The following is a 21,906-nucleotide window of genomic DNA, read 5'->3' as shown; positions in this document are numbered from 1 at the left end:
AGGCTCGAAGATCCCTTTAATACACACCAAAAGCTGCCCGTTTCATCAAGGTGAATGCCAGATTCCCGGCTGGATTTCACCATGACACTTTTCCCCTACCCGTTACTGCTCGCCTGCATGGTAACGCTCGGTGCCGCTGCTCAAGACGTTCGCGAGCGCTCGGACCTGGGCCTAATGCAGCGGCAGATCACTGCCATCGAACAATTGGCCGACCGCGCGCGCAGCAGCTCTACCGATGCCCATGGGGCCCGCTATCGCTTCGACTATCCGAGGTTTGCAGCGGACCTCGAGCACGTGCGCCAGGGCATCAACAAGTACCTGTCGCCCGCCCGAGCGCAGCCGGCCGACCTGGCCGAGCTAACCGGCAATTATCGCGCCGAGGTGCCTCACCTGAGCCCGTCCGATGGGCATGACTGAAGCCCAACTCAGTGCGTTTTCCGCCGCTGCCGGGTTTACCCCGCAGCTCAGCTCGGTGCTGTGGCGCTCATCGGTGCTGGTGCTGGCGCTGCTCTGGTGCGCCTGGGCGCTGTGGACCGGCTACCGCGGCTGGGCGGCCGGCAACCTCAATTTCGGCGCGCTCGGCGGCAGCACGCTGCGCCTTGCCCTCGCCCTGATCGTACTGATGTTTTTCATGCTGTCGTAACTAGGAGGCCTTTGCCATGAACCGCTCCCATCGTTGCCACCGCCCGCTCACCATGCTGCGGGATACCTGTTCGCAAGCCCTCCTCGGCGGCCTAGTGCTGCTGAGCTCGACGCTCGTCTGGGCCGACCTGCCGACCATGGAAGCGCCGTCCCGCGGCGAAGGTTCGGGACTGATCGACACCATCAAGAACTACGCCTACGACGGCGGCATTCTGCTTGGGCTGTTGATCGCCACCCTAGCCTTCCTCGGCGTGGCCTGGCATTCGCTCACCGTCTACGCCGATGTGCAGAACCAGCGCAAGACCTGGAAGGACCTCGGCGCGGTGGTGGGTGTCGGCGCGCTGCTGGTGGTGGTGATCCTGTGGTTCCTCACCAAAGCCGCGACGATTCTGTGAGGTCAGCATGTCCGACACCCCTGCCACCCTGCCTGACGGCACGCTGATTTTCCTGCCGGAGCGCCTTAATCGTGCCCCGGCTGTGCTCCGCGGACTCACCAACGACGAGATGTGGGTGGCGCTGATCGTCGGCGCCGCGCTGGGCCTGATCCTCGGCGCGCCGTTGGCGGTCGCCACCACCTCCATCGCCACCCTCCCCACCTGCATGTTCCTGAGCATGGCGCTGGTGTTGCTCGGCGGCGGCAAGCTGCTGCGCCGAGCCAAGCGTGCTCGTCCCGAAACCTGGCTATACCGGCGTCTGCAGTGGCACCTGGCAGTGCACTGGGGTGTCGGCACTCATCAGTTGATCCTGCACTCCGGCCCCTGGACCGTCCGGCGTACGCGCCGGCATGTGAGGGGCGCCGCATGAGCCGCTTTCGTAACAAGGTGGATGCGCAGCAATCGCACATCCTCAGCCTACGCCTGGCCGTGGCGATCCTGGCGCTGTTGTGCGGCGCACTCTGGTACGGCTGGCAGTCCTCGCCCTCCGAGCTGACCATTCACGTGCCGCCCGATCTGCGTTCCGGCAGCACGCGCAAATGGTGGGATGTGCCGCCCGAAAACATCTATGCCTTCGCCCTGTACATCTTTGGCCAACTCAACCGTTGGCCCTCCGATGGCGAAGTCGATTACCACCGCGCCATCTTCGCCCTGCAACCCTACCTCACCCCGGCGTGCAAGACCTTCTTCGACGGCGACTTCGAGTACCGCAAAGCGGCGGGCGAGCTACGCGGCCGGGTGCGCGGTGTGTACGAAGTGCTGGGCCGCGGCTACAGCGACGATCCCAATTTGCGGGTGAAGCAGCTGGATTCGCACAGCTGGCTGGTCAAGCTCGACCTCAATGCCGACGAGTACTACGCCGCCGAGCCGGTGAAGCGCGTGGTCGTTCGCTATCCGCTGCGGGTGGTGCGCTTCGATGTCGACCCCGAGCACAACAAGTGGGGCCTGGCCCTGGACTGCTACGAAGGCACACCACAGAAGCTGACGCTGCCCGGAGGTGAGTGATGATGCGTGTCTTGATCCTGATCCTGGTGTCGGTCGCCGGCTGGTGCTCAACCGTAGGTGCCGTCGAGGTCAAATACTGGGACCGCCTGCCGCTGGCCGTCCCGCTTACGGTGGGCCAGGAACGCATCCTGATGCTGGATGAGGATATCCGTGTCGGGCTGCCGAGTGCAATCGCCAGCAAGCTGCGCGTGCAGTCCGTCGGCGGCACGGTGTACCTGCGCGCCGCGGAAGCCCTTCCTCCTACCCGGCTGCAGCTGCAGTCGGTGAAGTCGGGGGACATCATCCTGATCGACATCGAAGCGCTCGACGGCAATGAGTCGCTGGAGCCGGTCAAGATCGTTGCCCAGGCCCAAACGTCGGACGTGGAAACCGCGCAGGGATCAGCACCTGCTGCGACCCCGGTACCGGTGGTGCTCACCCGCTATGCGGCGCAGAACCTGTATGCGCCCCTGCGCACCGTGGCCCCTCTGCCCGGTGTGCGCCGGGTACCGCTCAGCGAATCCACCGCGTTCAATACGCTGCTGCCTACCGAACGGGTGGCGATCAAGGGGCTGGCGGCCTGGCGGCTTGGCGACTACTGGGTGACTGCAGTGAAGATCGTGAATCGTGGACCCGGCAAGGTCTCACTGGACCCGCGTCATCTGCAGGCCACACTGTACGCCGCGACGTTCCAACATGCCTACCTCGGCCACGCCGGCACGCCTGAAGACACCACCGTGGCTTACCTCGTCACCCGCGGCGGCGACCTGCAGCACGCTCTGCTGCTGCCCCCGCCAGCACCCGAGGCTGCCAATCATGAAAGCTAACAGCCTGCTGAAGTGGCTTGTGCCCGGTGTCCTGTTGGGGATCGTACTGATCATCGGCAAATCCTGGGTGGCCGCGCCTGGTGGCCAGCCTGCTCATGATCCCGACAAGGCAACGCTCAGCCCGGAACAGGCAAAGGCTCTGGGCATCGCTGGCGACACCCCGCGCGACACCGTGGCCACACTGATCGGACAGGTCAAGGCGATGCGCAGCGAGATGCTGTCGTTGAAGAAAGGCAACGATACGCTGCAGACCGAGAACACCCGGTTACGCGCACGCGAAGGCAATATCGACACCCGCATCCAGAGCACGTTGAGCAGCGTCACCCAACAGGTCACCGAGCAGCGCCAGCAGGCCAACGACGCCCGGCAGAAGGCCGAGCAACAGCACCGCGAAACCCAAGGGCTGCTGTCCAGGCTCAAAGACCAGCTCACCGGCAAGCCCGCAGCGAAGTCCGACGTGCCAGTGGGTTTTGGCCTCGAGCCAGGTGACGAGCAGCAATTTTCGAGTGTTCCACCACCGGCAGACGCGGTGCAGTGGATCGAACCATCGAATGCGCGCGCCAGCCAAGAGGACGCCACCAAACCCGAAGGACCATTGTCGACACTAACGTCGAAATTCAAGGACCTGCACGGTCTGGATAACAACGCGATCGACCGTGGCCAGGTCCAGCTGCGCGCTGTCGCCAAAGGTGAACGCGATCTAGAGAGCGCCGAGGATCGGACCGTGGGTGCCAAACCCGTCTACACCATCCCCGAAAACTCGACGCTGATGGGCTCCATCGCCATGACCGCCTTAATCGGTCGGGTGCCGGTGGATGGTACGGTGAACGATCCCTATCCGTTCAAGGTGCTGGTGGGACCGGACAACCTTACCGCCAACGGCATCGACCTGCCCGACGTGGTTGGCGCGGTCATGAGCGGCACCGCCGCGGGCGACTGGACCTTGTCCTGCGTACGTGGCCAGGTCGAATCGATTACCTTTGTCTTTAGCGACGGCACCGTTCGCACGGTGCCGCAGCCACAGAAGGTTGTCAGCCGCAATCGCAGCAGCACCCAGACCTCGGACACCGAAAAGATCCACGGCGGCTTGGGCTACCTCTCCGATCCCTACGGCATTCCCTGCATCTCCGGCGAGCGCCGCTCCAACGCCCAGCAGTACTTGGGTAGCCAGAGCCTGATCACCGCGGCCGGCGCCGGCTTCGCCGCGGCTCTGGGCAGTGAGCAGAGCAACACCTCCTTCATCAACTCGGCCGGCGGTAGCCTGGGCCTGACCCAGAACAGCGGCAACAGTGCGCTGAACTCGGTCATCAGCGGTGGCATTGGCGACATCCGTGACTGGATCAACAAGCTCTACGGCGAAGCCTTCGCGGCCATCTACGTCCCGCCCGGGGCCAAGGTGGCCTTGCACCTGGATCACGAAATCAGCATCGACTACGAACCCAAAGGCCGGAGAGTAAATCATGAACGCCCATCCGTTTCGGTACTGGATCTGGATTAGCCTGCTCAGCCTGCACCTGGCCGGTTGCTCCACTAGCAAGGATGAAATGCTGCCCCACGGTGATCAAACCATGCTGGATATCTGGAACGGCAATGGCTCGGTTGGCACGAAGCAACAGCTGCAGGAGGCACGCAGCGAACTGCGCCGACCCGTGCTCGATCCAGAGCGCCTGATCAGCGAGCAGAGCGCCTACACCCGCACGGCCGCTAACGAGATCCACGCTCAGTTCCCGCGCCTGCCCAATCCAGACCTGGTCATGTACGTCTACCCGCACCTGGCCGGCACCCAGCAGACGCCGGTGCCCGGCTACTCGACGGTGTTCCCGCTATACGAGAAGGTCCAGTACGCGCTGCCCGGCGAGCGCCTGGAAGATCTGTGATGGCCGATGACGCGAATCGCGACCCGCCGCGCTGGAAGCCCTGGCGCGCGGCGCAGCGTCGGCGCGCAACCCTTGCCGATGAAGCCGCCCAGTACGCGCATAACCCCAGCTTCGCCGACCACTTGCCCTGGGTCGAATACCTTGAGGATGAGCAGTGTTTTCTGCTCGATGACAACCGTTCAGTGGGCGCCGTGTTTGAGCTGCAGCCGATCGGTACCGAGGGCCGTGAACCCGAGTGGCTGATGGCGGCCCGCGATGCCCTGGAAGATGCGCTGCAGGACAGTTTTGACGAACTCGACCAGGCACCCTGGGTGGTGCAGTTCTTCTGCCAAGACGACTGTGACTTTTCCCCGTACCTGGAGCGGTTGGAGCGCTACATCGCGCCGCGGGCTCGCGGCACGCCGTTCACCGAGGCCTTCCTCGCGTTGATGCAGGGTCACCTCGCCGCCATCGCCAAACCGGGCGGACTGTTCGATGACCATGTCGTGTCTCACCTACCCTGGCGCGGCAGCAATCGGCGGATTCGACTGGTGGTCTATCGCTGGCTGGGGGACCATGCCGACGACGACGGGCAGAACCCGGTTCAGCTGCTGAGCCGGACGTGTGAGCGCCTGGTGGCCTCATTGCAGGCCTGTGGGGTCAATCCTCGGCGGTTGACCGGGCGCGACTTCTACGCCTGGTTGCTGCCCTGGTTCAACCCGGCCCCTGCCCTCACCGGCGAATCACCCGCAGCGTTCTATCGACGCGTACCCTACCCAGAGGAAGATGACGAAGAGGGTCTGCCGCTGCCGTTCGACCACGATTTTGCCGAGCGACTGTTCTTCCAGGAGCCGCGCTCGGATAGCGACCAGGGCCTGTGGTATTTCGATCAGCAACCCCACGCGGTGATGGTGGTCGACAAGCTGCGCAAGCCGCCCCATATCGGTCAGCTGACCGGCGAAACCCGCAAGGGCGAGGCCTTGAACGCCTTGTTCGATCAGTTGCCCGAGCAAGCAGTCATGAGCCTGACCTTGGTGATCACGCCACAGGATGTGCTCGAGGAGCAGCTCAACCGACTGGCGCGAAAAGCCATCGGGGAAAACCTCGCCTCAACCCAGACCCGCCAGGACGTGGAAGAGGCCCGCGCGCTGATTGGGCGCCAGCACAAGTTGTATCGCGGCACCCTGGCGCTGTACCTGCGCGGCGCCGACGAACAGCAATTGCGCCAGCGCTCGATCCAGGCCGCCAATGTGCTGCTTGGCGCGGGCCTGCAACCGGTGCGCGAGGGCGATGAAGTCGCCGCGTGCAACAGCTACCTGCGCTGGTTGCCGATGGTCTATAACCCCGCTCGAGACACGCGCAACTGGTACACCCGGCTGTTGTTCGCTCAGCATGTCGCCAACCTGCTGCCCCTCTGGGGGCGCAGCATCGGTACCGGCAATCCAGGCATCACCTTTTTCAACCGCGGTGGCGCGCCCCTGTCGTTCGATCCGCTGTCACGCTTCGACCGCTCCATGAATGGCCACCTGCTGTTGTTCGGTCCGACCGGTGCCGGCAAGTCGGCCACGCTGGTCTCGATCCTGATGCAGGTCATGGCCGTGTACCGACCGCGGCTGTTCATCGTTGAAGCGGGTAACTCCTTCGGCCTGCAGGGCGACTACTTCGCCACCCTCGGGCTGTCCGTCAACAAGGTCCAGCTCAAGCCCGGCAGTGGTTTGAGCCTGGCTCCCTTCGCCGATGCCCGACGCCTGATCGAGCACCCCGACCAGGTCGCCAGCCTGTCGACCGAGGACCTGGATGAAGCCGCGCCGGACAATGACGAACAACGCGACGTGCTGGGCGAACTGGAGATCACCGCCCGCCTGATGATCACCGGTGGCGAAGCCAAGGAAGAAGCGCGGCTGACTCGGGCGGACCGCAGTCTGATCCGCGAGTGCATCCTCGACGCCGCCAGGCACTGTGCCGCCACCGAGCAGCAGGTCATGACGCGCCACGTTCGCGACGCGCTACGCCAGGTCGCCAGCGATGCCCACCTGCCCGACAAGCGCCGCGAGCGGGCACAGGAAATGGCCGAGTCCATCGACCTGTTCTGCCAAGGTTTCGAGGGCGTTCTCTTCGACCGGCCAGGCACCCCCTGGCCGGAGAGCGATGTCACGATTGTCGATCTCGCCACCTATGCCCGTGAGGGTTATGAGGCACAGATGTCGATCAGCTACATCAGCCTGATGAACACGGTGAACAACCTCGCCGAACGCGACCAGTACCTGGGTCGCCCGATCATCATGGTCACCGACGAAGGCCACATCATCACCAAGAATCCGCTGCTGGCGCCGTTTGTGGTCAAGGGCACCAAGATGTGGCGCAAACTCGGCGCGTGGTTCTGGCTGGCGACGCAGAACCTGGCCGACTTCCCCGACGCGGCGCAAACCATGCTCAACATGATCGAGTGGTGGATCTGCCTGAACATGCCGCCGGCAGAAATCGAAGAGATCGCCCGCTTCAAAAAGCTCACGCCGGCACAAAAGGCCCTGCTGCTTTCCGCGAGCAAGGCCTCGGGCAAATACACCGAAGGCGTGGTTCTGTCGAAGAATCTGGAGACACTGTTTCGCGCGGTGCCGCCGAGCCTGTACCTCGCCCTGGCCATGACCGAGCCCGAGGAAAAAGCCCAGCGCTGGCGACTGATGGAAGAGCACCAACAGTCCGAGTTGGACGCCGCTCTCCAAGTCGCGGCGGAGATCGATCGGTTGCGCGGCATGTCGTGAACACCCGAGCGCCGGCGATCTTCAATGGCCTTTTCAATCAACAAAAATCGGCATCAGTCCATTGATACTTCTGCGGCGACTTTACACAATTCGCGGCCCTCAACCCGGCGACTGACATAACCGATCACGCCGGGCTCGGTTTGTTCGCCGTCCTCTTCGGTCGGATCCGGGATGCTCAAGCTTGGCGCACGGATGCACACCGTTGCCACTTGTCGAGCGCTGCCCATGATCGTGACCGCCACCACCCGATGCAGATCGCCACAGTCTAGAAAGATTGGCCGTGGCCGAGCCTTCACCGCGGCGGTTCTGCTCGTCGCGGCCGAGCAGTGCCTGGCACTGACCACCCCGGTCATCATCGCCTCCGTCACTTCGCTGCAATGCCTGGAGTACCGAGTAGTCGGGATCTGCTACTGGCTGCTCTGTACGCCGTTTGGCTGCACAGTGAAGACCTCGCCCAAGGTCCGCCACTTTATTCCCGAGCTGGTGGTGTCGAGCTATTCCGACACCGGCGGCAATCCCTGGGGCGAGATGTCCACACTGTCGATGCCCACGCCGGCGTCGCAAGGGGGTGGCAACCTGATCACCCCGTCGCCGCAGCGCGATAATCTGCCGCGGTTCAAGAATGTTGACGGTATCGGGCATCCCGGCGGTTCAGCGCTGACGGCTCTGGCGCACAGCTTCGGCTATGCGTGCCCGAGTGGGGCGACTCCCCTTGCGCCGTACTACTTGAGCACACTCGACCCGCTGGCCTGGCGTCAGGCCGTTCCCGAATCCGTCTACCCACAGGCGCTCATTCCGGGCATGCGCGAGATTGGCAGCCAGGCACTCGGGAACCTGTGGGGCAGCGTCTACCCGCGGCACGGTTTTCTGGTGCAGCCTGACGATTTCAAGGCATCCGCCGTCATGGCTCAGCGCGCCAGCGACTTCATCACACGCGCCGGCCAACCGCATGTCTATTTACCGCTGCAGCCAAGGCCATCTCCCGGCTACTGGCCGCCGCAGCCGGTGATGGAGAACAACGTCAACAACCACCGCTGGCAATTGCTTACCCCGGTGATCCAGAGCACCTGCGCCATCTTCCCCAGTTCGACGATCCAGAGCGCTGATGGCGCCTATGCCTGGTCGCTATGGCGTCCCTACCGCTGCTGTCAGCGAATGGGCCAGACCTTCCTGTTCAGCATCGACTTTGATGGAGGCCAATGATGAATACCCTCTCGCTCGGGTTGGTGTGCGCCCTCGTAAGTGCCGTCGGCCATGCCGCCGAAAGCGGCTACCAGCTCAGCGACCAGGCCCAGGTCCTGGATGACCGCGTGATGTACACCATCGGCGGCGGATCGGCGACGGGATCCCCCTCCTCGCTCTACCGCCCGAATGGGCTTGGTGTGGGCATGTCCTGGCGCGCGAACATGATGTGCGGAAACATGAACCTCTCCAACACCCTGCAGAACCAGCTCAATGGCGCCACCCAAGGCTTCCAGCAGATCATGGGCAACGTCATCCAGAATGCCACGCAGGCCGTGATGTCCCTGCCGGCGATGATCATCCAGCGCGCCAACCCCGGCCTGTATGAGCTACTGAGCAACGGCGTGCTGCAAGGGCGTATCGACTTTGACCGTTCAAAGCTCACCTGCCAGGCCATGGCGGGAAAAATGGCCGACAAGGTCGACCAGGCCGGCTGGGGCGCACTGGCGCAGAACCAGGAGATGCAGCACAACCTCGAGCAGTCCGACGGTGATGCTGTGATGGCGGTGAAGGACACCGAAACGAACAACGGCAACAACGGCGTCAGCTGGGTCGGTGGGCAAAAAGCCGGTGGCAACGGTCAGGAACCCATTCGGGTGACCTCGGACGTCGTCAAGGCAGGTTACAACCTGCTGCACAACCGGACCGTCGAGGACACCTCGGCCGTCGGCTCCGGTTGCCAGAATGGCGCCATCTGCCAGGCCTGGTCGAGCCCCGAGGAAGCCTCCGAATGGGCCTCCCGAGTGCTTGGTGAAACCGAGGTGGAAACTTGCGACGACTGCGAGACGCTGCGCGTTACCGCCGGGACAGGCCTGTCGCCGCTGATCCAGGAAACCTACACGGAGCACCTCGAGGGTCTGCAACGAATGTTGTCGGGCGCCGAGCAACCCACGCCGGAGAACCTCAACAAAGTCTCCAGTCCCTTGCTGCAGGTCTCCCGCGGCGTCATCGAGGGTCTGCGCGACGATCCCGACCAGAACCTGCTGGCCCGGCGCCTGGCCAGCGAGACCGCGCTGTCGAGCGTGATCTACAAGGCGATGCTGCTGCAGCGGACACTCCTGGCCGGCAGTCATGAACCTAATGTCGCATCGGCGCAGCCCGCCACCCACGCCCTCAACGGCAATGTCGAAACGCTGGAGCGCGAAATCCGCCTGCTGCAAACGGAGCTGCAGGTGCGCCAGTCGCTGGCCACCAACACCGCCAGCCTGGTCCTCGATCGCCATGCCGGCGGCGCCGATGCCTCCCGCAGCATCGATCAGCGCGATCCGGAGCCGGACCGACTGCACCGCGCCGACCAAGGTAGGAGCACGCCATGATGCAGTTTTCTGTGAAGTCCACGATCGCCCATGTGCTGCTAATCCTCAGCGCCATGGCCTTGATGCTCCTGATTGCCTGGATCGTACTGCAGCTGTCAGGTGCCCAGATTGATTGGTTCGGACAGGCGCACAGGGCTACACCCTACCTCGCCTCCTGGCGCGCCCTACTGTATGCACTGATCATCGCAGGTTGGACCGCGGCTTTGCGCTTGCGGCCGGCGCCTGCGGACCAGCAACGGCTCAAGCGCCTGGGACTGATCGGCTTCAGCTCAATCATCCTGGTCGAACTGTCTCGCGTGTGAGGTGCAATCATGAGCATGAGCACCAACAGCTACCTCGAGTACTACCTGTCGCTGTTGGCCTGGATCATCAACAACGGCATCTGGAATACGCTGGCGGACACCGGGCTGTTCGCCGCGCCCTTCGGCGCGATCATCCTGCAAGAATGGCTGTCCGCTCGCCAACAAGGCTCTGACGAGGGCAACAAGGGCTTGCTGTCGATCCCTCGCGTCGAGAACCGGCTGTGGATGAGTTACGTGGTCATCCTGTTTGGCTGCATGCCGTTCTTCCCCTTAAATCTTTCCTCGGTAACCTTCGACGATGCGGCGAGCCAACGCTGCGGCGTTTCCATGACTAAGCCCGCCGAAACGGCCTGGGGCACAACCTTCAACACCATCGGCGAGAAATCGGCGAATGTGCCGGTGTGGTGGTTTCTTGTGCATGCCCTGAGCAAAGGCATTACGGCCGCCGCGACCGCGTCGATTCCGTGCGCGCCCGACATCCGTGCGATGCGGATGGAGATCGACAGCTCACGGATCAACGACCAGGTGCTGCTGCAGGAAGTCGCCGACTTCACCCGGGACTGCTACGGCTTTTCGCGCTCGCGGCTGTTTACCAATCGCCCTGAACTGGACGAGTCGCAGAGCTACGATGCGTCCTGGATTGGCTCGACGTACTTACTCAACACGCCAGGCTACTACGACACCGATCGTTCGCGAACGCCCAGGGTCGATTGGCCGTACGACGAGACTCGGGATACCTCCCTGCCCCGGCTCGACAACGGCGCTGGCTACCCCTCCTGCAGACAATGGTGGAGCGATGCCACGATCGGACTGCGTGATCGCTTGGTCGCCGAGGTCGATCCGTCGCTGATTTCACGCCTGCGCGGCTGGCTGACCGGACGTACGACCATCGAGATCGAGGACGCCACCTTGCGCGAACTGGTGAGCCCGCGGCAGCAATCGTTGAGCATGGCGCCTGGGCAGGTGTTCCAGGACTATGGCAGCAGCGCCCGGGGCGGCTCACTGACGCAAGGACTCAACAACCTGGCCACGAACACCGGGCTGGCCCTAGGCTCGTTCAGCAATTTCCCGGCGATGAATGCGTTGCGCGCCGCACTACCGATGGTCCAGGCCTTTCTGATCATGGGCACGATCATCAGCCTACCGCTGGTACTGCTGATCAGCACCTATCAACTCAAGGCGCTGATGACCGTCACGTTCGCGCTGTTTACTCTGCACATGCTGACGTTCTGGTGGGAGCTCGCACGCTGGATCGACTCAAGCATGCTGGAGACGCTGTACAACCAGGTATCTGCCACGGACCAGACGCTCTTATCGTTGCCGACAGCTGGTTTCATGGACGGGACAGTGACCGCACAGGTGATCGAGTACGTCATGGGCGCGATGTTTGTGGTACTGCCGATGTTTTTCCTCGGAACGATGAGCTGGGCAGGATACAACGTTGGCAGCAACGTTCAGAGTCTCCTAACTCAAGGTGCAGAGAACGCCAAAGTCCAGGCCGGAAAGGGATCGTCCCAAATCGTTGGAGGTGCCCGTAAGCTCAAGTAACCGGAAATTAACGGAGAGACCCGTGATCGTCGTACATTTCAGGATATTTGAAACGATGCCGAGGGTGACTCACCTCAAACACATCGGGCTCATCATCGGACGCCCTTATGGGCAGCGCCGCAATAGTCCACAGAGCAATCATCCCGATCGCTAGGACGATCGCAACTGATGCAACGGCGAGCACGAGGATCAACTTGAAAGTCTGAAAGCCGATTTGGCGATACGTAAAGGGCACGGCAGCCAACATACGGGAGTGCAAAATTCTCGTTTCGAGTTGATTCACCAGCCGACCCAAACGGACCGCGACATGAATTAAATGCTTGCCGATAGGGGTACGGCTAGAAGTAGAAAAAGCTGGAGCAGTCATTTGAGTGCCTCCCTTCCTTCTCTGCACTTACGGCCAAAAAGTTACCAATAACTTGGATCCAAGCTTTAGCTTACTCCTCTTCCGCCGATTCCCATGACCGTTGATCGCCTAGACTGCGCTGATAATCGCCAGTGGGGCTGCATGGATCGAAGCAGCTCATTCAAACTAAAAACACCATTGACGCTACGTCGATCCGTTTGATAAACCGACTGTGCGACCGCTGGTTTTCCAGCACCCCAGGTAGCCAAAACCTTCAAGGCTACGTCACCTTGGTGATGGTTGTCCCCAAGTGCGACTCGCGTTCGGCAGCTCGCACGGTCACCGTTCCCGCGGTGATGAACGCCATCTAAACCCCAAGCTCCCTGAGCAGTACCTCTTCGATGCAACCCTATTCAATCCATTCCAGTGCTGGGAATTCTCCCGCACGGGTGGCGTTCCTCCGCACCCTCAGGAGGATCTCATCATGCTGCGTTTTACAGGCTCTGAACTCCACGCCGTGTTAGCCGAAGCCGGTATCAATGGCTGCAGAGTGATATTGGTCAAGGACCACGGTGTCTACCTTATGTCCGAGATCGGCGAGAGCAAGCCGGACGGAAGCGGCCGCAAACGCGTGGCCTACGCCACCGGCTGCAACCCTGACGTCGACGATTTCGACACCTGGTGGAATCGCGCGCGCGATGAATTCGGCGGCGATGATTTTGCCGAGTACTTCGACATCGATGATCCCGTCCTCGCCAGCCTTCGCGGGACTGCAGGATCGCTGGTGGTGGAGGCCACCTCCACGCACCTGTACCTAGCCGCCGAGGTTGACCCGACGGGAAAATCTTGAACGCAAATGCGAGTCTCAGCGTTTCCAGAGTGGCTCCGTAACCGGGCCTCTTTGGAGCGCCTCTCGCATCAGCTCACACCCGGATGGAGGCCGCCGTTTATCTGGAACTTGAGCCAGATAGTCTTCCTTGGAACGCCCTGGAATGCCGGGCTTTTCCGGTGTTTGGATTGGAGATTGACCCCACGTCCGAACGCGTTTTAATACACAAACACTCCATGCCTCGCTGAGTGACAAGCCCGCGCAAGAACCTCAGCTGAGGTGTCGCGGGATCAGCTACCCGGAGGTTCCGATGTCCAGAAAGAAGCTCTTCTCAACCGCCGTAGTCCTGAGTCCAGGCGTATGGCGACAAGTCATTGAACCTGCTACAGGCAACGACCCCGTCGGACGTTCAGCCCAGCGCTTGGCAGCCCTACTCAACAGCGCCCTGACTTCAGCGCCTCGCACCTTGCAGTGTCCAATCGAGCTGCAGTTCGATCACCCACCACGAGACGACTCATCAGCAGTCAATCACTCAACGCTGTTACGGCTGGCTCGCATCACACCACGTAGTGGCCCGGCTTTTCTGCTCATCCGTCTGTCAAGTGAGATCACTGTAGACATCGCCGCCATCTGACCCAGCCAGCATACCCCCTGACCACTACCCCACCGGGAACCCTTCCCGGCCGGGCAGCGTTCCCCCTTCACAACCGGAGAACGCCATGTCCGATATCTACCTGGACGTCACCAACAAGATCGTCAGCGCCCTGAATCAAGGCGTCATTCCCTGGATCAAACCCTGGACGACCACAGACTCAGGTGCTGACTGCCCTTTCCCCATCAATGCCATCACCCGGCGCCCCTACGCCGGCATCAACATTCCGCTGCTGTGGGCCGAGGCGTGCCTGCGTGGTTTCAGCCAAGATCGCTGGCTCACGTTCAACCAGGCGCGCAAAGCCGGTGGCCATGTACGCAAGGGTGAGCAATCAACTCTCGCGGTGCTGTACAAACCGATGAGCAAGGAGGCGCACGACGAGGACGGTCAGGTTGTTCGTGATGAACAGGGCAACATCAAAATGGTGCAGTTCGCGCTGTTGCGGACGCATTGCCTGTTCAACATCGAGCAGACCGAAGACTTGCCTGCCGAAGAGCAAAAACACGATGAGCGTGACGACCAGTCGGCCTTTATCGATCATGCCCCAGCCGAGCAACTGCTGGTCGCCAGCGGGGCACGCATCGAGCATCGCTATGGAGATCACGCGTTCTATCAGCCCGTGCGCGATCTCATCCAACTGCCCACCAAGGGTCAATTCGAGGACGTTGGCAGCTACTACGCCACAGCCCTTCATGAGCTGACACATAATGCCGCGAGTCGGATTATGCCGCATGGCCTCCACTGAGGCTTGTTGGCCTTGCATCGGCCATGCGACTGTTCGGCATAATCAGAGCCCTTCCAAGAATGCGAGTAGTTGGTCGTCTGGCCGGAACCGGCTCGACGGGGTGGCGGGGGCCGCGACGCGAGCGAGCGCCTGCTCCTTCAGTCGCATGTCGGCGTGAATGTAGATCTGCGTGGTCTCGATGCTCTCATGACCAAGCCAGAGCGCGATCACAGCTGGATCAACACCGTGATGGAGTAGGTCCATCGCAGTGCTGTGACGAAGCGTATGCGGCGTGACCCGTTTGGTGCCGATGCTCGGGCACAGACGCGATGCCGTGAGGCAGTGCTTGCGGACCAGATGCTCAAGAGCGTCGCGGCTTAACCGATCGCCTCGGATCGAAGGGAACAGCGGCTTGCTCTCACCCTTGTCCTTACCGATCCATGCTGCCAGCAGTTTGGCCGTCTCGCGACGAAGCGGCGTGGCGCGCTCCTTCCGGCCCTTACCCATGCAGCGGATGTGTGCGCCACTTCCGAGCACAACATCGCCTCGCGTGAGGCTCACCAGTTCGGATGCCCGCAGGCCGGTCTGGACCGCGAGGAGCAGCAGCGCATGATCGCGTCGCCCCGCCCATGTCGTACGATCTGGCGCTGCCAGCAGCGCAGCGATCTCGTCGCCGTCGAGGAACGTAACCGCACGCTTCACATAGCGCTTGTTGGGCATCGCAAGGATGCGCTGGCATTGCAGCAGCCAGACCGGCTCACTAATCGCGACGTAGCGGAAGAACGAACGGATCGCGGCGAGCCGGGTATTGCGGCTGCGGGTGCTGTTGCCTCGCGCGGCCTCTGTGTGGACGAGGAAGTCCGCGACCAGATCAGCGTCGATATCTTCGACCGTCAACTTGACCGGTGGTTTGCCATGTCTAGCACTCGCATATCGCAACAGCAGCCGGAACGTGTCGCGATAGCCCGCAACCGTATGGCGGCTCGCTTCCATCTGGATGCACAATCGGTCGGTGAAGAAGCGCTGGATCAGTGCGGGCAGGGTAACAGTGCTCATTGGACTGCCCCCCGATCATTGGCGGTCGCTCGCTCCATCGCCAGATTAAGCAGTTCCGGAACCGCTTCCAGATACCAGTAGGTGTTGGAGGGGTCGCCATGGCCCAGATAGGTCGTCAGCCGGATCATCTCGCGCGCCGGGTCTTTGCCGGTGCGATACCAGCCGATCATCGTCCGCACGGCAAAGGTGTGCCGAAGATCGTGGATGCGCGGCCCCCGGCCATGCTTGCAGAAGGGCTGATGAGTTCTGAGCCCGACCTGCTGACAGGCCCGTGCGAAGTTGTATCGAGCAGTACAGTCAAGGAGGCGCATGCCTCTGTCGGTTACGAACAGCGGCTTGGCAGGATGGCCGATCAGCCGATCGCGTTCGGCAAGATAGCCGATCAACTGCGTGACGACGCTCGGGTCGAGCGGCAGTAACCGCTCTTTGCCGAGTTTGCCTTTTCGGACGCGCAGTACGCCATGATCGACGTCGAGGTCGTCACAATCGAGCATGAGCGCCTCGTTGATCCTCAGGCCGGTAACCGCGATCAGCCCGAACAACGTCGAGCAGGTCAGCCCGCGCAAGCCGTAGATCGATGGTAACTCCTTGGCTGCCACGATGATCGCTCCGATCTCGACATCAGTGTAGATGTGCGGACGCGACCGCTGGACGGAGCCTGGCAGCAGGCCTCGCGGCGGCACTTCATGTGCCCGATCGATGCTGCTCAGCCACTGGGCGAACAGGCGCACGACGCTGAGTCTCGCCGCGCGGGTCGAGCTGCAGGCCTCAGCCAGCGTGGCGTGCCAGCGAAGGAATAGCGCTGTGTCGATGTGAACGGCGCCTTCGCGCTCGGCGAACCGGGTAAAGCGGCGGAGGATGCGCTCACTGGTGCCAAGATCGTAGCCGAGGCGACGCCGGACGCTAAGATAGTGGTCGAGTTGGGAAGTAAGGCTCATAGCGCGCCTCCCGCCACCGGCCAGGGCTGCGCGATTGACCGCAGTCCCTCGAGGTCGAGTCGCGCGTATATCATCGTCGATGATCGGGTGCGGTGTCGCAACACGTGGCCAATCTCGTCGAGCGAAGCGCCAGTGTTCACCAGTTGGGTCGCAAGGCTATGACGTAGCAGATGCGACCCCACATAAGGCGTCACCGGCTTCTGGCCGGTCGCCTTCAAGGCATCCTTAAGGATGGTGTTGACGATCTGTCCGTTCTTGAATGGGTGATTCGGAGCGCGATGGGTGACGAACAGCGTTCGGCAGGTCGCCGGTCCACGCTCCTCTCGAAGGTAGCAGCTCAGCGCGTCGCCGACCTCCACGGTGATTGGCAGGCGGTCGTGGAGTTTGCCCTTGCCGCGCACCAGCAATTCGCCGGCACGCCAGTCGATATCATCGAGCTGGATCGCGATGACCTCGGCCGCACGCAGGCCGAGCCGGGCCATCAGGAGCAGCATCGCGTAGTCCCGCGTACCATGCCGCTGATTGCCACGGACAAACGCGAGCACGGCCTCGATGCCATCAGGCGAAAGGTGGCGCGGCAGTCTCGCGCCCCAACGGTTGGCCATCTTCGGCACGCTCAGCGCCAGATTAGTCGCCGTAGCCCCGCATCCGAAAAGATATTGAAGGAAGATGCGGACATGGTTCGCCACCGTCTTGTCGCGACGGGCGCTGGCCAGAACATGCTCCATGAAGCCGAATGCGTCAGCGGGACGCAGGTGGCCCGGATCAGGCATCGCCTCACCGAAGCGATGGTCGAGGAAGCGACGAGCAAACCCCAACGAGTGGGAGACGCTACGCGGGCTGAGGCCACGTTGTTTGACGAGATACATCTCGAAGTCCGCCAGCAACGCCGCACGCGCAATCTCAGCCTCGGTCAGAGGCACCGGCTGAGCCACGCCGATATCGATCAAATGCTGCGCAAGCCGCCGAGCGAGGGTGTCGAGGCGTATCCTATTTCGCGCTCCCCTAGGCAGGTCTCGCGTCAGTCGTTCAACGCATTCAAAGGTGACAGCCGAGGGCGTAATGCCAGCTTCGTCCAGCAGCTCGCCAAACTTCCGGGTCAGGCACCGGTAAGTTGCGATTGTACGAGCGGTGTAATTCTCAGCAGCATAGCTTTGCTCGAACGAGCGGAGATGCGGCTCAATGCAGGTTTCCAGATTTACGGACATGATCTTCGTGCTCCGTGTTGTCGGAGCGACGAAGATTATGCCGAATGGACGTGGCATGGTCATGCTGCCCACCGCGCCTTATCAGCGACATGCGGCATAATCCGACTCGCGGCATTATGGGTCTTATGCCGATATCGGCATAAGACGCATTGGTCGGGCCACCACTCGCGCCTCAACCGCGACGGCATCACTGGCGGCCACGCGTTTGGTTCCGCGGCGTACGCCTTCGAGGAACTGGTAGCGGAAATGGGCGCAGCGTTTCTCTGTGCGCTGACCGGCACCCAGGGTGAGTTACGTCACGAGGAGTACCTGGCGTCCTGGCTGAAGATACTCAAGGAGGATAAGCGGGCGATCTTCCGCGCCAGTGGCCAGGCACGGGAGGCCTCCGAATACCTACTGGCGCTGCAGTACGATCAGGCCACTGAAACGACTGAACGGTTAACGGCGTGACTTCACTCAAGCAGCATAAAGGCCCCACCTGGGGCCTTTGTTTTGCCGGCAACGCGGATCATCCGCCGCTACAACTGGTCGGCTGATTACTGCAACCAGCTTTCGACGGTGTCGGAGCCGTGCTCCTGCTTCCACTGCTTGAGGACTTTGTGGTTGCCGCCCTTGGTTTCCACGACCTCACCGCTGTGCGGGTTCTTGTAGCGCTTGACCTCACGAGGCTTGCGCTGGACGCTGCTGGAGGCGCCGGCGGTACTGACGCTCCCCCCCTTGGACGGATCAAGAATGGTGATCACCTGCCGCAGGTTCATGCCGTACTCGTCCAGCAAGGCCTTGAGCTTTTGTTCAAACTCGATTTCCTGCTTCAGCCCGGAATCGTTTTTCATCGCATCCAGCTGTTGGAGTTGCGCGGCCAGTTGCGCTTCCAGCGCTTTGAATTCGGCAAGCTTAGACATGGGCTCTTCCTAGGTATAAGACAAGTGTGGGAATAGTATCTGAGATCCACACTTTAGCCGAGGGCTTGATCCTCACTGCGGCTCGTCTGCTGCCCAGCTTTAATCGATCTGTTTGATCTGTTCACTCTGCCAAGTATTGGCACAGGTGGCCCAAAAGTTCCCGAGGCGCAGGACTATTCGCAACTTTAAACAAGAGATCGCGCTGGCTACGCGGCAGCTTTTTCGCGCAGCGCTTAGCGGCTGAGCGAATGGCAACGTCAGTCCCATGTATCCGGTCGACCAGTAGCACGATCAACACTGCATCGGTAAGCGTCATCAGCGCCCCTACTCCGAAAGATGAAGCCGGCCAGTCTAACCCCTGTAAAAGGGACCGGCTATACCGATCAATCGATTAACCTGACGCGCCTGCCTTCGGATTTTCGCGTTCGCGAAAAGGACAAAGGCGGTAAAGGGTAATGGCGCCAATGGAAGGGATTGCAAGGGTAAGAGGCTTATCCGAAAAGGCAAAAGAACCTCCCGGATGCAAAGCAGGTAACGCGATGATGCGCTGGTGGCTCAAACATGAAAAAGGCAACGCCGCCAGGCCCGCGCCAGTGCTTGTCGCGGAAGGTTACTTCTTGCCTGAGTCATCAGAATCGCTCCTTGCCGCCGATCACCGGAAGCGGCTGCTCGAGCGCATCTGGCAATACACAGCCCTTTCCCAAGCTCAGTTCGATCAGCTCTATCTCGATCCAATCCACTGCTACGCCAGGTATGTCCAGCAACTACCGGCCAGCGAAAGCCATCATCACGCCTATCCAGGAGGCATGCTGGACCACGGATTGGAGCTGATGGCCTACAGCCTGAAATTGCGCCAGTCGTACCTGCTACCCAGCGGCGCCGCGCCCGAAGACCAGGCCGCGCAGACCGACGCCTGGAGCGCCGCCATCGCCTATGGAGCCCTGCTCCATGACGTTGGCAAGATTGCCGTCGACCTCCAGGTGGAGTACCAAGATGGGGAGCTCTGGCATCCGTGGCACGGGCCCCTGAACAAGCCCTACCGCTTCCGTTACGTGGCCGGCCGTGACTACCAGCTACATGCTGCGGCCGCTGGGCTGCTCTACACCCAGATATTGACACCGCGCCTCTTCGACTGGCTCAGCGGTTACCCAGCTCTATGGGGCAATCTGCTGTCGTTGCTGGCCAACCACTATGAGCACGCCGGGACGCTGGGGGAGCTGGTGCTGCAAGCTGACCGGGTATCCACCGCGCAGAACATCGGTGCCAATCCAAGCAAGGCTCTACAGGCACCTGTTCGTTCGCTTCAGCATCACCTACTGACTGGCTTACGCCATCTGGTCAAAAACGAGTTCAAGCTCAACCAGCCCGGGGCTGCCGGCTGGCTCACCGAGAAACATCTGTGGCTGGTCAGCAAAACTACCACCGACAAACTTCGCGCCTACCTGCTGGCCCAGGCAGTGGATGGCATCCCCTCCTCCAACATCGCCATGTTCGATGAGCTGCAATCGCACGGGTTGGTAGAGGCAACGCCAGAAGGCAAAGCGGTATGGTGCGCAACCGTGTCAGACGAAGGATGGCAGCATCGCTTTACCTTCTTGCGTCTGTGTCCCGCGCTGATTTGGGCCGATGAAACGCGGCCGCAGTGCTTTGTGGGGACAGTTGAGTTCGTGGCTGACAATACCGTGCCGACCAGTGAAGCCAGCGAGTCAGTCCCGGATCGAACACAAACAGACTCGGACGTGGAAGTGCCCGAGCCCTTGCCTCCGAACCAGGACTTCGATTATCTCGATGACCTTATGGATGTGTTGCAGGAGACGGGCGCGTACGAGGATGAATCGAGCGCACAAGGACTGAAATCCTCAACTGCTCCTCCCAACGATGCGCCGGGACAGGCCTTTATTGAATGGCTGCGCGAGGGAATTCAAAGTCACCGATTACTCGTCAACGACAGCAAGGCCAAGATTCACACAGTCGAGGGCACGTTTTTTTTGGTCACTCCCGGCATTTTCCAGCGCTACGCTGCCGAGCACTCAGAATTCACTGACGGGGATGACAAAACCGATGCTTGGCGGCGTATCCAACGCCATTTTGAGAGACTGGATGTTCACCTGAAAAGGCCCAATGGCCAAAACATCTGGAGATGCATGGTGAAGGGGCCACGCAAAGGCAGCTCACTGAATGGCTACTTACTAAGCGACGCTAAGAGCATTTCAAGTGAGCTACCAACGGACAATCCGTTTCTGACGTTGGACGCATAAAAGCGGCCAAACACAGCGGGGGCTCGGTGTCCATTTCAAATAAGCCATTTCAGGAACTTGCAATAGCCCACGATCAGCATGCGGATCATCAGTTTGGGATTAATCGAAGGACGCCCAATCGGGCTATAGAAATCGGCGAGGTAGTGGCGCAAGTCACTCAGATCGAGACACCGATCAATGCTGCGCAGAAGGTGATTGGCGGGGATGTGATCTTCAAGGTTGAACGAGTAAAACAGCCGTTCCTGCCCACTCGATAACTGTCCCATCATGCTATGTGCTTCCCTGCTGGCCAATGCAGAGATTTTGCCGCAGGCCAGACAGGGAGCTACTTTTTTAACAGAATCGACCCAGGCTGGGTGAAAACGTTTTGGAGCAGGTTTTACTGTCAGGACTGGAACGAAAATCGCGCTCCTACGCAAATTTCCGGTCTACTGATAACCAAATGCTGGCAGATTTTACGTAACAACGCAGACTTCAAAACGGCGCAAGCTTTTTACACAGCCTAGACCCATTGCAGACATAGACATTAACTGCCTGGTGCGGCGGGCTCGTGTTTCTCCCTGCGAAATTGCAATCCACTTGACCACCTGAATGCATCGGTACTGACCGCTCGTTTGCATTGCACTTGATCAAGCGGTTGCATTTGATCTGAGCACCGATTGCATCGGATTTTATCAGCACGCTTCGTAAACATGATCAGCGGAGAGCTGTCCATTGCTACCTGTGGGGACAGGCAGAAATCGGCCAACACCGGCCGCTCAACGGTGGTAATGGTTCCCTTGCATCCCTAACGATTCAACCCTGTGCTATCTCCTAACACCACCGTGCCCATCGCTTGGTGCGCTGCCATTTCAGAGCGAAGCTCACCAATCAAATTTACAATGGCGCGGCTGGACGTGAGTTGGCTGGTCGTGACCGCAGTGACCAGTAGATCAACCCGCCCAGAGGTCGAATCGAACACCTTGATCATCAATGATCCATCTGGATTGGCAGTGCAGGTACAAGAGAGCGGCTGAAATCCACATTCAATGATGTGGCGAAGCTCAAGCGAAGAAATCATGACTCACGTCCTTAGGGTCG

The 21,906-nt window shown here is 61.0% G+C and carries 23 protein-coding genes and 3 pseudogenes; 17 read left to right on the top strand and 9 right to left on the bottom strand.

Translation table 11 applies throughout. The features are described 5' to 3' along the window. The first annotated feature begins 81 nt into the window (after positions 1 to 81). From PSEUDOMOFG3G_RS13470 to PSEUDOMOFG3G_RS13430, 9 genes are read left to right on the top strand one after another with little or no spacing between them, the layout of a single operon-like run. Positions 82 to 417, top strand: coding sequence for an RAQPRD family integrative conjugative element protein (locus tag PSEUDOMOFG3G_RS13470; RefSeq protein ID WP_139050268.1), 336 nt, complete (start codon positions 82 to 84; stop codon positions 415 to 417). Next, on the top strand, positions 404 to 643 hold the full coding sequence (locus tag PSEUDOMOFG3G_RS13465) for a TIGR03758 family integrating conjugative element protein (RefSeq protein ID WP_139050267.1): 240 nt from the start codon (positions 404 to 406) through the stop codon (positions 641 to 643). The genes PSEUDOMOFG3G_RS13470 and PSEUDOMOFG3G_RS13465 overlap by 14 nt, the downstream gene beginning before the upstream one ends. Positions 644 to 659: 16 nt before the next feature. Further along, a complete protein-coding gene (locus tag PSEUDOMOFG3G_RS13460; protein WP_139050266.1) occupies positions 660 to 1,037 on the top strand; it encodes a TIGR03745 family integrating conjugative element membrane protein in 378 nt (125 codons plus the stop codon). 7 nt (positions 1,038 to 1,044) lie between these two features. Continuing rightward, entirely contained in the window at positions 1,045 to 1,446 is a 402-nt protein-coding gene (locus PSEUDOMOFG3G_RS13455; RefSeq protein WP_139050265.1) for a TIGR03750 family conjugal transfer protein, read from the top strand. Further along, positions 1,443 to 2,081: a PFL_4703 family integrating conjugative element protein gene (locus PSEUDOMOFG3G_RS13450; protein WP_139050264.1), complete on the top strand. Its 639-nt coding sequence runs from the start codon at positions 1,443 to 1,445 to the stop codon at positions 2,079 to 2,081. The genes PSEUDOMOFG3G_RS13455 and PSEUDOMOFG3G_RS13450 overlap by 4 nt, the downstream gene beginning before the upstream one ends. After that, on the top strand, positions 2,081 to 2,887 hold the full coding sequence (locus PSEUDOMOFG3G_RS13445) for a TIGR03749 family integrating conjugative element protein (RefSeq protein ID WP_139050263.1): 807 nt from the start codon (positions 2,081 to 2,083) through the stop codon (positions 2,885 to 2,887). Before PSEUDOMOFG3G_RS13450 ends, PSEUDOMOFG3G_RS13445 begins: the two co-directional genes overlap by 1 nt. Continuing rightward, the gene (locus PSEUDOMOFG3G_RS13440) at positions 2,877 to 4,385 is read left to right on the top strand and encodes a TIGR03752 family integrating conjugative element protein (RefSeq protein ID WP_139050262.1); all 1,509 of its coding nucleotides are present in this window, start codon (positions 2,877 to 2,879) and stop codon (positions 4,383 to 4,385) included. Before PSEUDOMOFG3G_RS13445 ends, PSEUDOMOFG3G_RS13440 begins: the two co-directional genes overlap by 11 nt. Then, entirely contained in the window at positions 4,348 to 4,764 is a 417-nt protein-coding gene (locus tag PSEUDOMOFG3G_RS13435) for a TIGR03751 family conjugal transfer lipoprotein (RefSeq protein WP_139050261.1), read from the top strand. The genes PSEUDOMOFG3G_RS13440 and PSEUDOMOFG3G_RS13435 overlap by 38 nt, the downstream gene beginning before the upstream one ends. Then, positions 4,764 to 7,505: a conjugative transfer ATPase gene (locus tag PSEUDOMOFG3G_RS13430; RefSeq protein ID WP_139050260.1), complete on the top strand. Its 2,742-nt coding sequence runs from the start codon at positions 4,764 to 4,766 to the stop codon at positions 7,503 to 7,505. Before PSEUDOMOFG3G_RS13435 ends, PSEUDOMOFG3G_RS13430 begins: the two co-directional genes overlap by 1 nt. A 53-nt stretch (positions 7,506 to 7,558) precedes the next feature. Here PSEUDOMOFG3G_RS13430 and PSEUDOMOFG3G_RS13425 read toward each other — a convergent pair whose 3' ends face one another. Continuing rightward, on the bottom strand, positions 7,559 to 7,732 hold the full coding sequence (locus tag PSEUDOMOFG3G_RS13425) for a hypothetical protein (RefSeq protein WP_171061376.1): 174 nt from the start codon (positions 7,730 to 7,732) through the stop codon (positions 7,559 to 7,561). On the opposite strand from PSEUDOMOFG3G_RS13425, the gene PSEUDOMOFG3G_RS13420 reads away from it, so the two are divergent. From PSEUDOMOFG3G_RS13420 to PSEUDOMOFG3G_RS13405, 4 genes are read left to right on the top strand one after another with little or no spacing between them, the layout of a single operon-like run. Then, entirely contained in the window at positions 7,731 to 8,708 is a 978-nt protein-coding gene (locus PSEUDOMOFG3G_RS13420; RefSeq protein ID WP_139050259.1) for a TIGR03756 family integrating conjugative element protein, read from the top strand. The genes PSEUDOMOFG3G_RS13425 and PSEUDOMOFG3G_RS13420 overlap by 2 nt on opposite strands. Beyond that, on the top strand, positions 8,708 to 10,063 hold the full coding sequence (locus tag PSEUDOMOFG3G_RS13415) for an integrating conjugative element protein (RefSeq protein ID WP_139050258.1): 1,356 nt from the start codon (positions 8,708 to 8,710) through the stop codon (positions 10,061 to 10,063). The genes PSEUDOMOFG3G_RS13420 and PSEUDOMOFG3G_RS13415 overlap by 1 nt, the downstream gene beginning before the upstream one ends. Next, entirely contained in the window at positions 10,060 to 10,365 is a 306-nt protein-coding gene (locus PSEUDOMOFG3G_RS13410; RefSeq protein WP_139050257.1) for a hypothetical protein, read from the top strand. Before PSEUDOMOFG3G_RS13415 ends, PSEUDOMOFG3G_RS13410 begins: the two co-directional genes overlap by 4 nt. Before the next feature lie 9 nt (positions 10,366 to 10,374). Then, a complete protein-coding gene (locus PSEUDOMOFG3G_RS13405; protein WP_139050256.1) occupies positions 10,375 to 11,913 on the top strand; it encodes a conjugal transfer protein TraG N-terminal domain-containing protein in 1,539 nt (512 codons plus the stop codon). Between the two features lie 7 nt (positions 11,914 to 11,920). Here PSEUDOMOFG3G_RS13405 and PSEUDOMOFG3G_RS13400 read toward each other — a convergent pair whose 3' ends face one another. Further along, complete coding sequence (locus tag PSEUDOMOFG3G_RS13400; protein ID WP_139050255.1) at positions 11,921 to 12,280, bottom strand: hypothetical protein; 360 nt, start codon at positions 12,278 to 12,280, stop codon at positions 11,921 to 11,923. A gap of 463 nt (positions 12,281 to 12,743) precedes the next feature. On the opposite strand from PSEUDOMOFG3G_RS13400, the gene PSEUDOMOFG3G_RS13395 reads away from it, so the two are divergent. Continuing rightward, complete coding sequence (locus PSEUDOMOFG3G_RS13395) at positions 12,744 to 13,109, top strand: DUF3085 domain-containing protein (RefSeq protein ID WP_139050254.1); 366 nt, start codon at positions 12,744 to 12,746, stop codon at positions 13,107 to 13,109. Positions 13,110 to 13,807: 698 nt separating this feature from the next. After that, positions 13,808 to 14,446: pseudogene (locus tag PSEUDOMOFG3G_RS13390) on the top strand (ArdC family protein); the annotation flags it as partial. Between the two features lie 81 nt (positions 14,447 to 14,527). Here PSEUDOMOFG3G_RS13390 and PSEUDOMOFG3G_RS13385 read toward each other — a convergent pair. The 3 genes from PSEUDOMOFG3G_RS13385 to PSEUDOMOFG3G_RS13375 are packed head-to-tail and all read right to left on the bottom strand — an operon-like array spanning position 14,528 to position 17,666. Then, the gene (locus PSEUDOMOFG3G_RS13385) at positions 14,528 to 15,520 is read right to left on the bottom strand and encodes a tyrosine-type recombinase/integrase (protein ID WP_139050252.1); all 993 of its coding nucleotides are present in this window, start codon (positions 15,518 to 15,520) and stop codon (positions 14,528 to 14,530) included. Further along, the gene (locus PSEUDOMOFG3G_RS13380) at positions 15,517 to 16,458 is read right to left on the bottom strand and encodes a tyrosine-type recombinase/integrase (RefSeq protein WP_139050251.1); all 942 of its coding nucleotides are present in this window, start codon (positions 16,456 to 16,458) and stop codon (positions 15,517 to 15,519) included. The genes PSEUDOMOFG3G_RS13385 and PSEUDOMOFG3G_RS13380 overlap by 4 nt, the downstream gene beginning before the upstream one ends. After that, positions 16,455 to 17,666, bottom strand: coding sequence for a tyrosine-type recombinase/integrase (locus PSEUDOMOFG3G_RS13375; protein ID WP_139050250.1), 1,212 nt, complete (start codon positions 17,664 to 17,666; stop codon positions 16,455 to 16,457). Before PSEUDOMOFG3G_RS13375 ends, PSEUDOMOFG3G_RS13380 begins: the two co-directional genes overlap by 4 nt. A 144-nt stretch (positions 17,667 to 17,810) precedes the next feature. On the opposite strand from PSEUDOMOFG3G_RS13375, the pseudogene PSEUDOMOFG3G_RS13370 reads away from it, so the two are divergent. Then, positions 17,811 to 18,116, top strand: a pseudogene (locus PSEUDOMOFG3G_RS13370) (zincin-like metallopeptidase domain-containing protein); the annotation flags it as partial. A gap of 86 nt (positions 18,117 to 18,202) precedes the next feature. On the opposite strand, the gene PSEUDOMOFG3G_RS13365 reads toward PSEUDOMOFG3G_RS13370, so the two are convergent. Beyond that, positions 18,203 to 18,568: a histone-like nucleoid-structuring protein, MvaT/MvaU family gene (locus PSEUDOMOFG3G_RS13365; RefSeq protein WP_139050249.1), complete on the bottom strand. Its 366-nt coding sequence runs from the start codon at positions 18,566 to 18,568 to the stop codon at positions 18,203 to 18,205. 121 nt (positions 18,569 to 18,689) lie between these two features. After that, on the bottom strand, positions 18,690 to 18,884 hold the full coding sequence (locus PSEUDOMOFG3G_RS28085) for a hypothetical protein (protein WP_139050248.1): 195 nt from the start codon (positions 18,882 to 18,884) through the stop codon (positions 18,690 to 18,692). Positions 18,885 to 19,107: 223 nt separating this feature from the next. Between PSEUDOMOFG3G_RS28085 and mobH the strand changes: the two genes are divergently transcribed. Beyond that, complete coding sequence (gene mobH, locus PSEUDOMOFG3G_RS13360; RefSeq protein ID WP_139050247.1) at positions 19,108 to 20,826, top strand: MobH family relaxase; 1,719 nt, start codon at positions 19,108 to 19,110, stop codon at positions 20,824 to 20,826. 59 nt (positions 20,827 to 20,885) lie between these two features. On the opposite strand, the pseudogene PSEUDOMOFG3G_RS13355 reads toward mobH, so the two are convergent. Both PSEUDOMOFG3G_RS13355 and PSEUDOMOFG3G_RS13350 read right to left on the bottom strand, forming a co-directional pair. Beyond that, positions 20,886 to 21,095: pseudogene (locus tag PSEUDOMOFG3G_RS13355) on the bottom strand (IS5/IS1182 family transposase); the annotation flags it as partial. A 518-nt stretch (positions 21,096 to 21,613) separates the two neighbouring features. Continuing rightward, positions 21,614 to 21,886 (bottom strand): DUF1652 domain-containing protein, encoded by a 273-nt coding sequence (locus tag PSEUDOMOFG3G_RS13350; protein WP_139050246.1) that lies wholly within the window; start codon positions 21,884 to 21,886, stop codon positions 21,614 to 21,616. Between the last annotated feature and the right edge of the window lie 20 nt (positions 21,887 to 21,906).

This window comes from Pseudomonas sp. FG-3G, assembly GCF_901007645.1.
GTDB lineage: Bacteria > Pseudomonadota > Gammaproteobacteria > Pseudomonadales > Pseudomonadaceae > Aquipseudomonas > Aquipseudomonas rhizophila.
The sequence above is the reverse complement of the archived record's forward strand: the minus strand, read 5'-3'. Positions and strand labels throughout refer to the sequence as shown.

Coding starts and splice junctions, on each gene's coding strand:
- PSEUDOMOFG3G_RS13470 (WP_139050268.1), top strand. CDS start 82: ATGACACTTTTCCCCTACCCGTTACTGCTCGCCTGCATGGTAACGCTC.
- PSEUDOMOFG3G_RS13465 (WP_139050267.1), top strand. CDS start 404: ATGGGCATGACTGAAGCCCAACTCAGTGCGTTTTCCGCCGCTGCCGGG.
- PSEUDOMOFG3G_RS13460 (WP_139050266.1), top strand. CDS start 660: ATGAACCGCTCCCATCGTTGCCACCGCCCGCTCACCATGCTGCGGGAT.
- PSEUDOMOFG3G_RS13455 (WP_139050265.1), top strand. CDS start 1,045: ATGTCCGACACCCCTGCCACCCTGCCTGACGGCACGCTGATTTTCCTG.
- PSEUDOMOFG3G_RS13450 (WP_139050264.1), top strand. CDS start 1,443: ATGAGCCGCTTTCGTAACAAGGTGGATGCGCAGCAATCGCACATCCTC.
- PSEUDOMOFG3G_RS13445 (WP_139050263.1), top strand. CDS start 2,081: ATGATGCGTGTCTTGATCCTGATCCTGGTGTCGGTCGCCGGCTGGTGC.
- PSEUDOMOFG3G_RS13440 (WP_139050262.1), top strand. CDS start 2,877: ATGAAAGCTAACAGCCTGCTGAAGTGGCTTGTGCCCGGTGTCCTGTTG.
- PSEUDOMOFG3G_RS13435 (WP_139050261.1), top strand. CDS start 4,348: ATGAACGCCCATCCGTTTCGGTACTGGATCTGGATTAGCCTGCTCAGC.
- PSEUDOMOFG3G_RS13430 (WP_139050260.1), top strand. CDS start 4,764: ATGGCCGATGACGCGAATCGCGACCCGCCGCGCTGGAAGCCCTGGCGC.
- PSEUDOMOFG3G_RS13420 (WP_139050259.1), top strand. CDS start 7,731: ATGATCGTGACCGCCACCACCCGATGCAGATCGCCACAGTCTAGAAAG.
- PSEUDOMOFG3G_RS13425 (WP_171061376.1), bottom strand. CDS start 7,732: ATGGGCAGCGCTCGACAAGTGGCAACGGTGTGCATCCGTGCGCCAAGC.
- PSEUDOMOFG3G_RS13415 (WP_139050258.1), top strand. CDS start 8,708: ATGAATACCCTCTCGCTCGGGTTGGTGTGCGCCCTCGTAAGTGCCGTC.
- PSEUDOMOFG3G_RS13410 (WP_139050257.1), top strand. CDS start 10,060: ATGATGCAGTTTTCTGTGAAGTCCACGATCGCCCATGTGCTGCTAATC.
- PSEUDOMOFG3G_RS13405 (WP_139050256.1), top strand. CDS start 10,375: ATGAGCATGAGCACCAACAGCTACCTCGAGTACTACCTGTCGCTGTTG.
- PSEUDOMOFG3G_RS13400 (WP_139050255.1), bottom strand. CDS start 12,280: ATGACTGCTCCAGCTTTTTCTACTTCTAGCCGTACCCCTATCGGCAAG.
- PSEUDOMOFG3G_RS13395 (WP_139050254.1), top strand. CDS start 12,744: ATGCTGCGTTTTACAGGCTCTGAACTCCACGCCGTGTTAGCCGAAGCC.
- PSEUDOMOFG3G_RS13385 (WP_139050252.1), bottom strand. CDS start 15,520: ATGAGCACTGTTACCCTGCCCGCACTGATCCAGCGCTTCTTCACCGAC.
- PSEUDOMOFG3G_RS13380 (WP_139050251.1), bottom strand. CDS start 16,458: ATGAGCCTTACTTCCCAACTCGACCACTATCTTAGCGTCCGGCGTCGC.
- PSEUDOMOFG3G_RS13375 (WP_139050250.1), bottom strand. CDS start 17,666: ATGTCCGTAAATCTGGAAACCTGCATTGAGCCGCATCTCCGCTCGTTC.
- PSEUDOMOFG3G_RS13365 (WP_139050249.1), bottom strand. CDS start 18,568: ATGTCTAAGCTTGCCGAATTCAAAGCGCTGGAAGCGCAACTGGCCGCG.
- PSEUDOMOFG3G_RS28085 (WP_139050248.1), bottom strand. CDS start 18,884: ATGACGCTTACCGATGCAGTGTTGATCGTGCTACTGGTCGACCGGATA.
- mobH (WP_139050247.1), top strand. CDS start 19,108: ATGATGCGCTGGTGGCTCAAACATGAAAAAGGCAACGCCGCCAGGCCC.
- PSEUDOMOFG3G_RS13350 (WP_139050246.1), bottom strand. CDS start 21,886: ATGATTTCTTCGCTTGAGCTTCGCCACATCATTGAATGTGGATTTCAG.